This is a genomic window from Streptomyces sp. NPDC002785, from assembly GCF_040295565.1.
Taxonomy (GTDB): domain Bacteria; phylum Actinomycetota; class Actinomycetes; order Streptomycetales; family Streptomycetaceae; genus Streptomyces.
Map to the genome: position 1 here is coordinate 43,657 of NZ_JBEOVN010000023.1, position 13,020 is coordinate 56,676.

General features: G+C 68.4%; 9 protein-coding genes and 2 pseudogenes. 6 read left to right on the top strand and 5 right to left on the bottom strand.

Annotation, left to right across the window (positions count from 1 at the left end):
* Positions 1-131: 131 nt before the first annotated feature.
* Positions 132-485, bottom strand: a complete 354-nt coding sequence (locus ABTZ94_RS09200) for a beta/gamma crystallin domain-containing protein (RefSeq protein WP_351199037.1) — start codon at positions 483-485, stop codon at positions 132-134.
* Between the two features lie 370 nt (positions 486-855).
* Positions 856-2,070 carry a L,D-transpeptidase gene (locus tag ABTZ94_RS09205; protein WP_351199039.1) on the bottom strand — a complete coding sequence of 405 codons (1,215 nt, stop codon included), beginning with the start codon at positions 2,068-2,070 and terminating at the stop codon, positions 856-858.
* A gap of 277 nt (positions 2,071-2,347) precedes the next feature.
* On the opposite strand from ABTZ94_RS09205, the pseudogene ABTZ94_RS09210 reads away from it, so the two are divergent.
* Positions 2,348-3,176: pseudogene (locus ABTZ94_RS09210) on the top strand (lipid II:glycine glycyltransferase FemX).
* Positions 3,173-4,834, top strand: a complete 1,662-nt coding sequence (gene murJ / locus ABTZ94_RS09215) for a murein biosynthesis integral membrane protein MurJ (RefSeq protein WP_351199040.1) — start codon at positions 3,173-3,175, stop codon at positions 4,832-4,834. The pseudogene ABTZ94_RS09210 and the gene murJ overlap by 4 nt, the downstream one beginning before the upstream one ends.
* A gap of 177 nt (positions 4,835-5,011) precedes the next feature.
* Here the strand turns inward: murJ and ABTZ94_RS09220 are convergent, their stop codons facing one another.
* A complete protein-coding gene (locus ABTZ94_RS09220) occupies positions 5,012-5,755 on the bottom strand; it encodes a hypothetical protein (RefSeq protein ID WP_351199042.1) in 744 nt (247 codons plus the stop codon).
* Between the two features lie 105 nt (positions 5,756-5,860).
* Here ABTZ94_RS09220 and ggt point away from each other — a divergent pair, with 105 nt between their 5' ends.
* Together ggt and ABTZ94_RS09230 are read left to right on the top strand one after the other, a co-directional pair.
* Complete coding sequence (ggt, locus tag ABTZ94_RS09225; RefSeq protein WP_351199044.1) at positions 5,861-7,672, top strand: gamma-glutamyltransferase; 1,812 nt, start codon at positions 5,861-5,863, stop codon at positions 7,670-7,672.
* A gap of 147 nt (positions 7,673-7,819) precedes the next feature.
* Positions 7,820-8,575: a glycoside hydrolase family 75 protein gene (locus ABTZ94_RS09230; protein WP_351199046.1), complete on the top strand. Its 756-nt coding sequence runs from the start codon at positions 7,820-7,822 to the stop codon at positions 8,573-8,575.
* Positions 8,576-8,596: 21 nt separating this feature from the next.
* On the opposite strand, the pseudogene ABTZ94_RS09235 reads toward ABTZ94_RS09230, so the two are convergent.
* Positions 8,597-9,052 (bottom strand): annotated as a pseudogene (locus ABTZ94_RS09235) (M24 family metallopeptidase); the annotation flags it as partial.
* A 131-nt stretch (positions 9,053-9,183) separates the two neighbouring features.
* Entirely contained in the window at positions 9,184-10,275 is a 1,092-nt protein-coding gene (locus ABTZ94_RS09240; RefSeq protein WP_351199048.1) for a Rieske 2Fe-2S domain-containing protein, read from the bottom strand.
* Between the two features lie 520 nt (positions 10,276-10,795).
* Here ABTZ94_RS09240 and ABTZ94_RS09245 point away from each other — a divergent pair.
* Positions 10,796-11,638, top strand: coding sequence for a nitrilase-related carbon-nitrogen hydrolase (locus tag ABTZ94_RS09245; protein WP_351199050.1), 843 nt, complete (start codon positions 10,796-10,798; stop codon positions 11,636-11,638).
* On the top strand, positions 11,635-12,918 hold the full coding sequence (locus ABTZ94_RS09250) for an aspartate aminotransferase family protein (RefSeq protein ID WP_351199052.1): 1,284 nt from the start codon (positions 11,635-11,637) through the stop codon (positions 12,916-12,918). Before ABTZ94_RS09245 ends, ABTZ94_RS09250 begins: the two co-directional genes overlap by 4 nt.
* Positions 12,919-13,020: the final 102 nt, after the last annotated feature.

Below are 13,020 nucleotides of genomic sequence, written 5' to 3' on the forward strand. Positions count from 1 at the left end.
AAGGCGTGGCCGGCACCAGTGAGCCGGGTGCGAGCGGATTCACGCTACGGGAAATCCGATGCTCGCCCGGGAAGCGGTGGCATCCAGGAATGGACAATCAGTGAAGAATGGCCATCCCGGCAACCGGTCCGTCACACGATTTCGATGTCCTTGACCTTCGGCGGACGGTTCGGGAAGGAGATATCGGTCCACCGCGCGATCTTCACCGAATCACCGTTGTCGTCGTAGTAGATCAAGTCGTTGTTCCCCGTGGAGATCCTGTCGACCCACCAGCTGCCGAAGGAGGTCCTCCCGCCGTTCGCGTAGCAGTCCACGCTCTGCTTGTTGCCGTTGTGCGACCAGATCTTCAAGAAGTCTTCCCCGCCGCGGCACTCGACATGGTCGATGGCGAAAGCGTTGCCGGTCGGCACGATCATGGTGAACGCGGCGGCTGCGGCGAACGCCACGGCCGCGGAACGCGCGACCTTCTTCGTTTTTGAGATCACAAGTTCTCCTTGAGTCGAATGTCGAATCGGGAGCTCACTTCGCAACCACCGTGGGTGGCGTCGTGCTGAACAAGCAGCTCGACGACCGCCGTCGTCAATTACGCGGGGGTGCCCTCGGCGCCGCGGTGCTCGGAAGCGACGGAGTTCCAGCCAACGATGCGGGTCCAAGTCCGTCTCAGCTGCACTCTGTTCACGAACCGGCAAGCACCAGACTGTCGGGCGTAGCCCCTCAGCACCTCAAGAACTGATCACATTCACCCGTACGTGGCTGAGCGCCGAGAATCCCGTGTCGGTTGAGCTTCTGCGTCATGGCGTGGGTCGCGATGGGCTTCCCTGGGAACAGGTCAAGAGCGCGGCGCGGCCGTGCGGCTCACTTCAGCGCGCTCTTCGCCTGCCAGTCGGACCACGTCACATTCCATGCCCCGTACCCGTTGCCCTCCGCGACCGTGCCCTTGGCATCCGCGCCGGTGATCTCGAACGGGTCGCCGACCCGCACCTGCTGGTACAGCGCAGCGGCATTGGCGTCGCTCATCCCGACACAGCCCGAACTGTGGTTGGCCACCCCGAAGTAGCCGGCGTTCCACGGCGCCGCGTGGGCGTACATCCCCGACCAGGTCAGCCGCATCGACGAGTCGACCATCTTGTCGTAGGCGTCGCCCAGGCCGACCGTCTCGGAGCGCATGTTGATCGTGCCCTCCTTGGCCATCAGCACGGCCGTGCCGCGCCAGGACGCCTTCTCGCCGCCCGGGGTGCCGGCCGACATGGGCACGTCCATGACGGTCTTTCCGTCCCGCATCAGCGCCAGCCGGTGACGGTCGAGGTCGACCTTGACCACCTGCTCGGCGCCGACCGTGAAGGTGGTCCGGTAGTCGCGGACGAACCAGCCGCCGGACGGGCCCGAGTCGATTCCGTTGAGGTCGGCGTCGAGTGTGACCTTCGTACCGGACTTCCAGTACTCCTTGGGCCGCCAGTCGGCACGGTCCTTGCCGGAGTAGTCCTGCAGCCAGCCCCAGGAGCCCTCGGTGTTGTTCGAGGTGGACACCTTCAGGGCCTTCTCGACCGCCGCTCTGTCCTTCACCGGGTTGTCGAAGACGATCGACAGGGGCTGGGCGATGCCGATCGTGGTGTTCTTGCCAGGGGCCAGCGTCAGCTTGTTGACCCTGTCGGCCCCGGCGGTGGTGAATCCGGCCTTGTCGCTGCCGCCCTCGGTGTCCTTCGCCTCGACGCTGTACGTGGTGCCGGGCGCGGCCACCCGGTTGGACGTCCAGGTCCTGCCGTCGGCGGACATCCGGCCGGTGAGCGCGTCCCCCTCGGCCGCGCTCACCGTGACCGTCTTCAGCTTTCCGCTGTCGAGGGTCACCTTCACCGGCTTCCCGGGGGTGGCCTTGGCGCCCTGGAGGTTCACCGAGATCTTGGCGTCGTGTGCCGGTGAGCCCCCGGCAGCCCCCTTGCCCGAGTCCGACGCGGAGGCGCCGGAACAGGCGGTGAGCGTGGCGCCGAGCACCGCGGCACCGGCGATCAAGGTGAGCCGGACCGGGCGGGCGAGCGGGGCAGTACGGTGTATGCGCCGACGTGCGGAGAACAACGGAAATACCTCCAAGGCATTGCTTCTCGTCGATGGAGAGGCGTTTCACCCCGCGATAGGTTCCATGAAAAGACTGAAAACCGGGAAATCGTTTGTGTGACATGGGTCGCAGCGCAACGGTCGTCGTCCGGTCACATTCGCCGCTCGGCTCCGTCACGGACCGCTGTGAGCATCCTGTGCAGCTCCGCAGAGCCGACAACGGGGCGGACCAGGGAGGGCTACGAATACGTCAGCGCTGCTCGCGACCGGAGACCGCAGCCATGACCACGAGCTACGGATATGCAGCCTGACCGCCGCCGAGCACCGGGCCTTCGTGTCCACCCACACGGAGGCAAGCATTCTGCAGTATCCCGTCCTGGGCCTCGGTGAAGGACCAATGAACCTCCGAAATGGTCGGCCGGCACAGTGACTTGGGTGAATTGACCGGGGCCGCGCTGGTGCTCTACCGGCAATTTCCCGGACCCCGCAAATACTTCGCCTGTTTGCCCCGAGGGGCCGGTGGCCGACTGGGCCGGCCCCGGCATCGACCGCTGGCTGCGGCCGCTCATGGCGCACCTGCGGAAGTCCGGCGCCTTCGCCGTACGGATCGGCCCCTCGCCGGCGACCACCGCTGGGACACCATCCGCCTCAAAGCGGCCACCGGCCCCGGCCGCAAGGTCAGCGACGTACTGGCGGCCGAGGTGGCCCCGCTCGGCACGGCTGTCGCCGAACGGCTCCGGGCCCGCGGCCGGCGCCGCTGCGGCGGCGACGGGGGAGGGGACGCCGACGCGCAGCCGCGCTACGTCTTCCAGGTGCCGCTCGCCGGACGGTCGGCGGGTCTGGTACCAGACCGGCGCCTTGGCCGACCACCGCCGCGAGGTCCGCCCCAGCAACGCGCTGCAGTGGAAGATGATGCTCGACGCCCACAAACTCGGTGCCGATGTGCACGACATGCGCGGGGTACCCTCCACTCTTGACCCCGACGACCGCCCCTTCGGGCTGCGCCGTTGGAAGCTCGGCACCGGAGGTCAGGCCGTCGAGACCTCGGAGAGTGGGAGACATCGGTGGGCGGAGCTGCCAACAACACCTTGTACCGGGCGCTTCAGGCGTACCTGGCGCGCCGATGACGGCCGCCGAAGCGGCCCCCGCGAAGGCCGCAGAGCGCAAGTCCGGTTCGGTGCTGCGCAGCGGCGCCGTCATGGCGTCCGGCTCCATCGTCTCCCGGGCGACCGGCTTCGTACGCTCGGCAGTCGTCGTCGCCGCGCTCGGCACCGGGCTCCAGGCCGACGGGTACACGGTCGCGAACACCGTGCCCAACATCCTCTACATCCTGCTCATCGGCGGCGCGCTCAACGCCGTCTTCGTCCCGGAGCTGGTGCGGGCCGCCAAGAACCATGCCGACGGCGGAGCCGCGTACACCGACCGGCTGCTGACCCTCTGCACCGTCGGCCTCCTCGCCCTCACCGTGCTCACGGTCGTCGGCGCCCCGTGGATCGTCGCGGTCTACTCCGACTACCACGGCGCACAGGCGGAACTCACCGTCGCCCTGGCCCGCTACTGTCTGCCGCAGATTCTCTTCTACGGACTGTTCACGCTCCTGGGCCAAGTACTCAACGCCCGCGACCGGTTCGGCGCGATGATGTGGACTCCGGTCCTCAACAACGTGGTGATCATTGCGGTGTTCGGGATCTACCTGGCCGTCGCCGCAGGGTCCGACGGTACGTTGACCTCGGCGCAGGCCCAGTGGCTCGGCTGGGGAACGACCGCCGGCATCGCGGTGCAGACACTCGCCCTGGTGCCCGCACTGCGCGCCGCGAAGTTCCGCTGGCGGCCGCGGTTCGACTGGCGGGGGAGCGGTCTGACCCGGCCGATGCGCGCGGCCGGCTGGCTCGTCATGCTGGTGCTGACCAACCAGATCGCCTACTGGGTGGTGACCCGGCTCTCCACCGCCACGGGTCAGAACGCCGTCGACCAGCATGTGTCGGGCGGCGTGGGCTACACCGCGTACACCTACGCCTTTCAGCTGTGGGTGGTGCCGCACGGCATCGTGACCGTCTCGCTCGTCACCGCGCTGATGCCCAGGATGAGCCGGGCGGCGGCCGACAACGACCTGACGGGGGTGCGGCGCGATGTCTCGTACGCGCTGCGCACATCGGCCGCGGTCGTGGTGCCCGCGGTGGCCGTGCTGTTCGCGCTGGCACCCTGGGTGATGGGGGCCGTCTACGGGTACGGGCGCACCGGCGACGCGGACATTGCCGTGATGGCGGGCATGATGATGGCGTTCGCGCCGGGGCTGATCGCCTACTCCGGGCAGTACGTGCTCTCCCGCGCGTTCTACGCGATGAGCGACACTCGCACGCCGTTCTTCCTCAATCTGGTGATCGCGGCGCTCAACGCCGGGCTCTCCGTTGCCGCGTATCTGCTGCTGCCGGTCCGCTGGGCCGTGACGGGGATGGCCGGGGCGTACTCGGTGGCGCTGTTCGCGGGCTTCGGTGTCACCGCGTATGTGTTGCACCGCAGGGTCTCCGGCAGCGGTGCCGCCCGGCCCTCGCTGGTGCGTTCGCCCGGGCTGTGGGCGCAGTTCCGGCTGGTGGTGGCGTGTGTGCCCGCCGGGCTGCTGGGGTACGTGACCGCTCGCTCCTGCGAGGGATCGGGGGACTTCGCCGCGGTGGGGGCGGGGACCGTCGTCCTCCTGCTCACGGTGGCGCTGCTGGCGCGGCCGTTCCGGCTGCGGGAGATCAGCGCCCTGATCACGGCGGGCCGGGGGCGGCTGCGGCGGGCGTGAACCCCCCGGGCCCAGTCCGGGCACCGGTTCGGATCCATGCGGCAACGCGCACGGCTCCTTCCAACGGGTTGTCAAGGACGGCAAGCCCTGGCTGACCATCGCAATGCCCGCAGTCTTCGACCGGGGCGAGGGGCGCCGGCCCACCGGGCTCGTCCCCTGCGCCGTGAGGGCAGAGGGTCAGCCCGTCGCCCGGTGCGAGTTGCGCGGTATCGGTACGGGAGTCTGCGCGGCCCGTGTCACATCGGCGACGAGCTCCACCACATCGGGGCCGTACGCCTGCGAGTTGATCACCTTCAGTAGCAGGCAGAAGGTGTTGGTGCCGTGCTTGCGGGCCAGCTTCTCGTAGTTGCGGGCCAGATAGCGGGAGGCCGCCTGGTTGGTGATCGCCCGCTGGCCGCAGAACAGAAATACGGGACGGGCGTCCTGACTGAGCGTCAAGCGAGCGAGCAGCACGTATTCGGCGACGCCCTTCTCCGCCCGGTAGCGCTCCGCGCCGATCTGGAAGGCGGCCCGGTCGGGGCCGGGCTCCGGATCGGTGTTCACCTTCACACCGGGCAGCAGCGAATGCAGATGGGCAGCCATCCGGCGGTTGGACCCCGGTCCGCCGACACAGAATTCGGTGCGCTCGCCGAAGCCCTGCTGCGCGAGGTCATGGGACAGGATCTGCGCGTGTGCCGAACAGTCCTTGATCAGCGCGGAGAGTTCGAGCAGGGCGAAGACGTCGTGGCGGTGGACGGCACCGTCGCCGCCCGCGTCGCGGTTGACGACGAGCAGGCACTCGGAGTTGCCCGGCAGCCCGAAGAAGGCCTGCTTGCGGCGGAGCTTGCGGCGCCAGAGACAGATGCGGGCGATCCAGCCCAGCGTGCCGCTGATACCGGCGGCTATCACGCCCAGCACGATGTTGCGTACGTCGTCAGTCATGGGCGGGCATGTTAGCGGGCGATCGGCCTCCGGTTCACGGCGGTCCTGACGAGGTGGGCGGGGCGGCGCTACCCTGCGGCGGACAATCCTTCACTGGAGGTGCGCATGCGACGTTCCGTCGTACGGAATGTGTCGTTGCCGGTTGTTCTCGCCGCTGTCGTCATGGTTGGGGCAGCCGCCCCGTCGTCCTCGTCCGCACCGCGGACCGAGCCACCCCCCAAGTCGCCTGTCGCGGTGGGTTACGCGGGGGCGGTCGCCAGCGTCGACGCGGATGCCTCGGCCGCCGGTATCGAGGTGCTCCGCAAGGGCGGCAACGCGGTGGACGCCGCGGTGGCGACCGCGGCGGCGCTCGGTGTGACCGAGCCCTACTCGGCAGGTCTCGGCGGTGGCGGCTACTTCGTCTACTACGACGCCAGGAAGCACACCGTGGAGACGATCGACGGCCGGGAGACCGCACCCCTCAGTGCGGACTCCTCGCTGTTCCTGGAGAACGGCAAACCGCTCGCCTTCGCCGACGCTGTCACCAGCGGACTGAGCGTGGGCACCCCCGGCACCCCGGCCACCTGGGACACCGCGCTGGAGACCTGGGGCAGCAAGTCGCTGCGGCAGGTGCTGAAACCGGCCGAGCGGCTCGCCAGGGACGGCTTCGTCGTCGACAGCACGTTCCGTTCGCAGACCGAGTCAAACCAGGCCAGATTCGCCGACTTCCCGGCGACGAGGAAGCTCTTCCTGCCGGGCGGTCAACTGCCCGTGGTCGGATCCGTCTTCAAGAACCCGGATCTGGCGCGTACGTACGAACAGGTGGGCCGCAAGGGCATCGACGAGCTGTACCGGGGTGAGCTGGCCGACGACGTCGTACGGACCGTACGCAACCCGCCCGTGGACCCGAAGGCCGCCCGGGCCGTGCGTCCGGGCGACCTCACGGCCAAGGACCTGCGGTCCTACCGGGCGCTGCGGCAGGCTCCGACGAAGGTCGGCTACCGCGGCCTCGATGTGTACGGCATGGCACCATCCTCGTCAGGCGGTACGAGCGTCGGCGAGGCACTCAACATCCTTGAGTCCACCGACCTTTCGAAGGCGAGCGAGGCACAGTATCTGCACCGCTACATCGAGGCGAGCCGGATCGCGTTCGCGGACCGCGGGCGATGGGTCGGCGACCCCGCGTTCGAGGACGTACCGACGCAGGGGCTGCTCAGCCAGCGGTTCGCCGACTCGCGGGAGTGCCTGATCAGGGACGACGCGGTGCTGACCAGTCCGCTGGCGCCGGGAGACCCCGGCCACCCGGCCGACTGCAAGGCCGGTGGCACGGCTGCCCCGACGACGTACGAGGGGGAGAACACCACACATCTGACGACGGCCGACAAGTGGGGCAATGTCGTCGCGTACACCCTGACGATCGAGCAGACGGGCGGCAGTGGCATCACCGTGCCGGGGCGCGGCTATCTGCTCAACAACGAGTTGACGGACTTCTCGTTCGCGCCCGCCAATCCGGCGGTCCACGACCCGAATCTGCCGGGTCCGGGCAAGCGTCCGCGCTCGTCCATCTCGCCGACGATCGTGCTGAAGCACGGTGAGCCGGTGCTGGCCCTGGGCTCGCCGGGTGGCGCCACGATCATCACGACCGTGCTGCAGTCGCTCATCGGCAAGGTCGACCGGGGGCTGCCGCTGGTCGACGCCATCGCGGCGCCGCGCGCCAGCCAGCGCAACTCGGCGACGACGGAGCTCGAACCAGGGCTGTGGGACAGTCCCGTGCGGACGGAACTGGAGTCGCTGGGGCATGCCTTCAAGCTGAATCCCGAGATCGGGGCGGCGACAGGTGTGCAGCGGTTGCCGGACGGACGGTGGCTGGCGGCTGCGGAGAAGGTGCGCCGGGGCGGAGGGTCGGCCATGGTCGTGAAGCCGAGCGGGCGGCCATGACATTGCATCAATAAGCCTACGTGAAGGGCTGGTTCGTCGTGGTTGTCCCGCGAGGAACCAGCCTCGCGGACTTGACGGGGACATGACTTCGGGTCAACCTTGGCGCCGTCGGTAAGGAAGGTTTCCCGATAGAAGGGCACCCCCACTGTGCGTACTCGAACGCTCGCCCTCGCTGCTGCATCCGGCGCCGCCCTGCTCGCGGCCGCCACGCTGACGACCGCCGCCGAGGCCCGACCGGCCTCGGACGACGTCACCACTGCCGCCGCGTCCCGGGCGGATTCCGGCGCTGTCGGCCAGGCCGGGGCCGGCATCAAGGAGGGCTCCGTCAGTGCGGCCGATCTGCTGGCCAAGGTCACTTCGTGTTCGCAGATCTCCAGCGGCAAGTACCGTACGGACGAGGAGACTTCGGCGACTGTGCCGGTCTGCGGCAAGAACGGCGCCGTGTTCTGGAAGGCCGACATGGACATCGACTGCGACGGCCAGGTCACCACCGCCTGCAACGAGAACACCGATCCGTGGTTCCAGGACGACACGGCGTTCCACACCTCCGACGACAAGCCGCTGAACGCCGAGAAGCTGCCGTACGTCGTCGTGCCGAGCATCAGCAGCATATGGAACTACAGCAACGCGGGAATCAAGGGCGGTGGCGTCGTAGCCGTCATCTACAACAACAAGGTCGAGTACGCCGTCGTCGGTGACACCGGTCCCAACAAGATCATCGGCGAGGCCTCGTACGCCACCGCCCAGGCACTCGGCATCGACCCCGACCCGGAGACCGGCGGCGCCGAATCCGGCGTCACCTACATCCTGTTCAAGAATTCCAAGGTGTCGCCGATCGAGAGTCACAGCGCTGCAGTCACCGCCGGTGAGGCACTCGCCAAGCAGTTCATCCAGAACAACTAGACGTAAAAGACGGGAGGTTGATCACAACGCGGTCAGGATGCGCGGACCGTCGTCGGTGATCGCCACCGTGTGCTCGGCGTGCGCCGCCCGGCTGCCGTCGAGCGTACGCAGCGTCCAGCCGTCCCGGTCCGGATGGAATGCGTCGTTGCCGCTGCCGATCAGCATCGGCTCGATCACCAGCACCATTCCGTGCCGCAACGGCATGCCGCGACCCGGTCGTCCCTCGTTGGGGACGGCCGGGTCCTCGTGCATCGACGGGCCCACGCCATGGCCGCCGAACCCCTCCGGAATGCCGTAACCGGCGCTGCGGCACACCGTGCCGATCGCATGCGCGATGTCGCCGATCCGATTGCCGACGACTGCCGCCGCGATCCCCGCCTCCAGCGCCGCGAACGCCGTGTCGATCAGCCGGGTGTCCGCCGGCCGGGCGCGCCCGACGGTGAAACTGATCGCCGAATCGCCCGCCCAGCCGCCGAGCGTGAGATGCGCCCGGCGCTGTCGAGCACGGCGCCCCGCCAGGGCGTAATGCGGCTGAGGTCGAATGCCTGCGGTCTGGAGGTGAGAGCCGAATGACTGCCACATCCGGACGGCGGTCGGCTCCGGAACACTCAGGGCACTTCAGCTCCGTCGCTTCGCTCGCTGTGGTCGAGCCGTGTCCCCCCGACCTCCCCGGGCGGTGGGTAGAACCGCCGGGCCCAGCGCCGGAACGGGCCGATCGGCCCGTCACCGGGAGCGAGCCGGGGCGGCTGCTGATACTGCTTGTGATGCCAGATCGGAAAGTCGGCGGCGGTGAATTCGCAACTGGAACGGAAGACGGCGCGGTCCAGCAGCCGGGCGGCGGTTCGGCTCACCACTCGTGCGAGAGGGGCCGGTAACCGGGCCGGTTCCGCGAAGGTGATGCGGTTCCTCTGCCGGAACTGCATCCGGTTGGGCGCGATCGCCGTCGGCATGACCATCGTGCACATCCGAAGCCCGAGCCGAGGCGTGTACACATCCGCGTGCAGGCAACCGAGTCCATAGCCGTCCACTTCCACCTCGACGACGAAGCTGCCAAGGAACGGCGCCGACTCATGGGCACGCATGGACACGTGGAACGCGGCGTCGTCGTAGACGACGGGCCCGCCGATTTCGGCCTTGGCCCAGCCGTGCAGGGTGGCAAAGTGTCCGAGGTCCACCGAGTTCTCGATGACTTCCTGGACATTGCCGGCCAGCTCCCAGGCGGCGTTGCGGGCAGGTCGGTGGCCGATCTCATGCCAGTCGGGGATGAACCAGTCCGGTGCCCGGCCGTCGTGGTGCCGCCACACGAAGACAGCGCCGTTGACCTCGTGCACCGGCAGCTGTGCCAACGGCGACCTCGGCGGCTTTGTGTCGTATCCCGTCCGTACGCACGTGCCGTCGGGGCCGAACGCGAAGAAGTGGAAGGGGCATACGAGATCGTCTCCGTCGACCTTCGCCAGACCGAGATGGGCGCCGAGGTGCGGACAGTACGGACGGATGGCGCGGACCGCCCCCGTCCCGAGCCGGTACAGCACCACGTCCTGCCCCGCCAAAGGCCGGGTGAGCACAGCGCCCGGCCGTAGCTCTTCGGAGAAGGCCAGTGCGGACCAGCCGCTCGGATAGGGCAGGGCGGGCGCCCCCGCGGCATCGGCCGGCGTCGGCCCTTCGCTGATGGCGCGCCCGTACTCGCGTGACAGTCCCACCACTTCCCCTCTCAGGATCGGTCGCGTGGAGACTGCCCAGACTGCTCCGAGATCCTCCCGGCCCGCCATACATCACCCGAACGGGAAGGAATGCGGCAGGCGTTGACGGCGTACGTGATGGGCGCGGTCCATGACGTCCGCTCGGTGACGCAGAGGGTCGCCCCTCACCGCTCCGCCGCGGAGTCGGCGGCGGCCTGCGTCACGTCCACCAGTCGTGACGGACCGGGCAGGTCGCCCCACGCCGCGACGGAGCACTTTCATGTGTGGCGCACCCCCGGTGCTTCCAGCCGGCCGTGGCAGATCTCCACGGTCCCGCTCCCTGCCAACATGGCATCTGCTCTCCGAGCTGGAAAGTGAAGGAACGTGTGGACCGCACGGGTATGAAACATGATCGACTCCGCCGGTTCGCGGCGATGGTCTTGCCCCGGTGTGTGACGGGGCTTACGTTCTCCTCTACGCACGTGTCTACGGGCGTAGAAACGCGTAGAGGCTCTCTGACGCCGCGTCGAAGGAGCAGCTCATGTCCCAAGTCGTACGCGCCGCACTTGTCCAGGCGACCTGGACCGGCGACACCGAATCCATGATTGCCAAGCATGAGGCGCATGCGCGCGAGGCCGCCCGCCGGGGCGCGAAGATCATCGGCTTCCAGGAGGTGTTCAACGCCCCCTACTTCTGTCAGGTGCAGGAACCCGAGCACTATCGCTGGGCCGAGGCAGTCCCGGACGGGCCGACCGTCCGGCGGATGCAGGAACTCGCCCGCGAGACCGGCATGGTGATCGTCGTGCCGGTGTTCGAGGTCGAGCAGTCCGGCTTCTACTTCAACACCGCCGCCGTCATCGACGCCGACGGTTCCTATCTCGGCAAGTACCGCAAGCATCACATCCCGCAGGTCAAGGGGTTCTGGGAGAAGTACTACTTCAAGCCCGGAAACGTCGGCTGGCCGGTCTTCGACACCGCCGTCGGCAAGGTCGGTGTCTACATCTGCTACGACCGGCACTTCCCGGAGGGATGGCGTCAACTCGGGCTCAACGGGGCCCAGTTGGTCTACAACCCGTCCGCCACCTCGCGCGGCCTCTCCGGTTATCTCTGGCAGCTGGAACAGCCCGCGTCCGCCGTCGCCAACGAGTACTTCATCGCCGCGATCAACCGCGTCGGCCAGGAGGAGTACGGCGACAACGACTTCTACGGAACCAGCTACTTCGTCGACCCGCGCGGCCAGTTCGTCGGCGAGGTCGCCAGCGACAAGGAGGAGGAACTCCTCGTCCGCGACCTCGATTTCGGTCTCATCGACGAGGTCCGCCAGCAATGGGCGTTCTACCGAGACCGCCGCCCCGACGCGTACGAAGGACTGGTGGAGCCGTGAGCAGCCTGCACCAACGCCATCTCGCCGTCAGCCCCGACTGGCTGGCGATCTACTACAAGAACCCCCTGGAGATCACCCACGGCGAGGGCCGCCATGTCTGGGACGCCGACGGCAGGCGTTACCTCGACTTCTTCGGCGGCATCCTCACCACCATGACCGCCCACGCCCTGCCCGAGGTGACCAAGGCGGTCAGCGAGCAGGCCGGGCGGATCATCCACTCCTCCACGCTCTACCTCAACCGGCCGATGGTCGAGCTGGCCGAACGCATCGCCACGCTCTCCGGCATCCCGGACGCCCGGGTCTTCTTCACCACCTCCGGTACCGAGGCCAACGACACGGCCCTGCTGCTCGCCACCACGTACCGCAAGTCGAACCAGATCCTCGCGATGCGCAACAGCTACCACGGCAGATCCTTCTCCGCGGTCTCCATCACCGGCAACAGCGCCTGGTCGCCCACGAATCTGTCACCGCTGCAGACGCTGTACGTCCACGGCGGTGTCCGAACCCGGGGGCCGTACGCGCACCTCAGCGACGCGGAGTTCATCGCGGCCTGTGTCGCCGACCTGGAGGACTTGCTCGGCCACACCCGCGAGCCCGCCGCCCTGATCGCCGAACCCATCCAGGGCGTAGGCGGGTTCACCTCACCGCCCGACGGTCTGTACGCGGCCTTCCGCCGGGTGCTCGACCGCCACGGCATCCTGTGGATCTCCGACGAGGTGCAGACCGGCTGGGGCCGCTCCGGCGAACACTTCTGGGGCTGGCAGGCACACGGCGAGAACGGGCCGCCGGACATCCTCACCTTCGCCAAGGGCATCGGCAACGGCATGTCGATCGGCGGTGTCGTGGCCCGCGCCGACGTCATGAACTGCCTCGATGCCAACTCAATTTCGACCTTCGGTGGCTCCCCGGTCACCGTGGCGGCCGGCCTCGCCAACCTCTCGTACCTCCTCGAACACGATCTGCAGGGCAACGCCCGGCGCGTCGGCGGACTGCTGATCGAGCGGCTGCGTGCGATCGGCGCGGCTTCGGAGTGTGTACGGGAGGTACGCGGCCGGGGACTGATGATCGGCATCGAACTTGTGAAGCCCGGCACCGACGAGGCGAACCCGCAGGCGGCCGCCGCCGTGCTCGAAGCGGCCCGGGAGGGCGGCCTGCTCATCGGCAAGGGCGGCGGTCACAACACCAGCGTGCTGCGGATCGCACCACCGCTCTCGCTGACCATCCCGGAGGCGGAGGAGGGTGCGGAGATCCTGGCCGAGGCTCTGCGGTCGGTGGGATGAGAAGCGGCGGCTGAGCCACGGGGGTGTGGGCGGCGGACCTCGGGTATCGATCTCGGTCTGTCCGCGTTCGCGGTCCTGTCCGACGGCCGGAAGATCGACAGC